The 1,115-nt window shown below is 34.1% G+C and carries 1 protein-coding gene; it reads left to right on the forward strand.

Annotation, left to right across the window (positions count from 1 at the left end; all coding sequences use genetic code 11):
- Positions 1-104: 104 nt before the first annotated feature.
- Positions 105-641, forward strand: coding sequence for a hypothetical protein (locus tag K8089_RS16100; RefSeq protein WP_237604311.1), 537 nt, complete (start codon positions 105-107; stop codon positions 639-641).
- Positions 642-1,115 lie beyond the last annotated feature (474 nt).

Genomic DNA, 1,115 nt, shown 5'->3' on the forward strand with positions numbered 1-1,115 from the left:
GAGCCTACTTCCGAAAATCCTATCGGATTTTCTATTTGGTTTTTATTTGCTAAATTCCGTGTTTAATCGGGCCACTAATCATATGCAGAAACGTTAGCTACCATTTGAAAAAAAACATACTCATATCATTTGCATTACTAATCTTCGGATCAACGCTCGGACAAGAATATTCTTCAAAAAGAATAAAAAGCCTTGTCGATGAATTAATTAAAATATCTGTAAACCTAAATGATTCTGATTTTAGCGGACCTATTGATGAACCAGTTGGGAATAAAGAAACTTATGAAGTTAATGATAAATACACTTCAAATTATGTGTCTAGTGAAAGATGGTTTGCCGACAATGAACAGCATTTAATTTTCATTAAAATTTATCGGAAGGGTGAGATTTCAGATTTCATCAAAATGACCGAAAATAATTTTCCTAATATTCGTGTTTATGGTTTTTGGGCACTACTTAAAAATGACAAAATAAATGAAGCTCTGATAATACTGAAAAATGAAAAAGCAAAGGCAAAAGAGGTAGAATGGAAACCTTTTGGTTGTGAGTTATTTCCTAAACCATCGGATAAATTAATGTCCGAAATATTTCAAATGGAAAATGACCGTAGAATATATTTGAGAAATAAAAACGATAGCTAACAATGTATAACCGCAATTACGGCGGATTCGACTGCGTCCGAATCCACGCGTAATTGCTACCGTAGGTGCTTATCCGAAAAACATTAAATTTAGTCCCGTAACTGCGGTTATACTAAACGTTGCCCAATATTTGATTAAAGAATATTTTGAAAGAAAACCCATCCGAAAAGCTTTCGGATTTTTTTTAAAATGATTGTGTTTTAAGCGGAAACGGAAAAAATTGCGCGGATAAAAATACGGAATGGAAAAACTGGATCTGCGACATTTTTGGCATCGGAAAGATAAAATCAGCAAAAGCCGGTTTTAGTTTGCGATGAACAGTGAAAGATAAAAAAGCAGTGCGGAATAGAAGCGGAACAGAACGCAGAAAAACATTGGGCAACAAGGCATAAACACAATAGCGGCAAAGTGCAAAACCCGAAATTAATTTTATAAATTTAAGGTCTGTTATAAGTCGAAAAGTCAGTGCGCCAA

The sequence above is a fragment of the Aequorivita vitellina genome, assembly GCF_022008365.1.
GTDB classification, from domain to species: domain Bacteria; phylum Bacteroidota; class Bacteroidia; order Flavobacteriales; family Flavobacteriaceae; genus Aequorivita; species Aequorivita vitellina.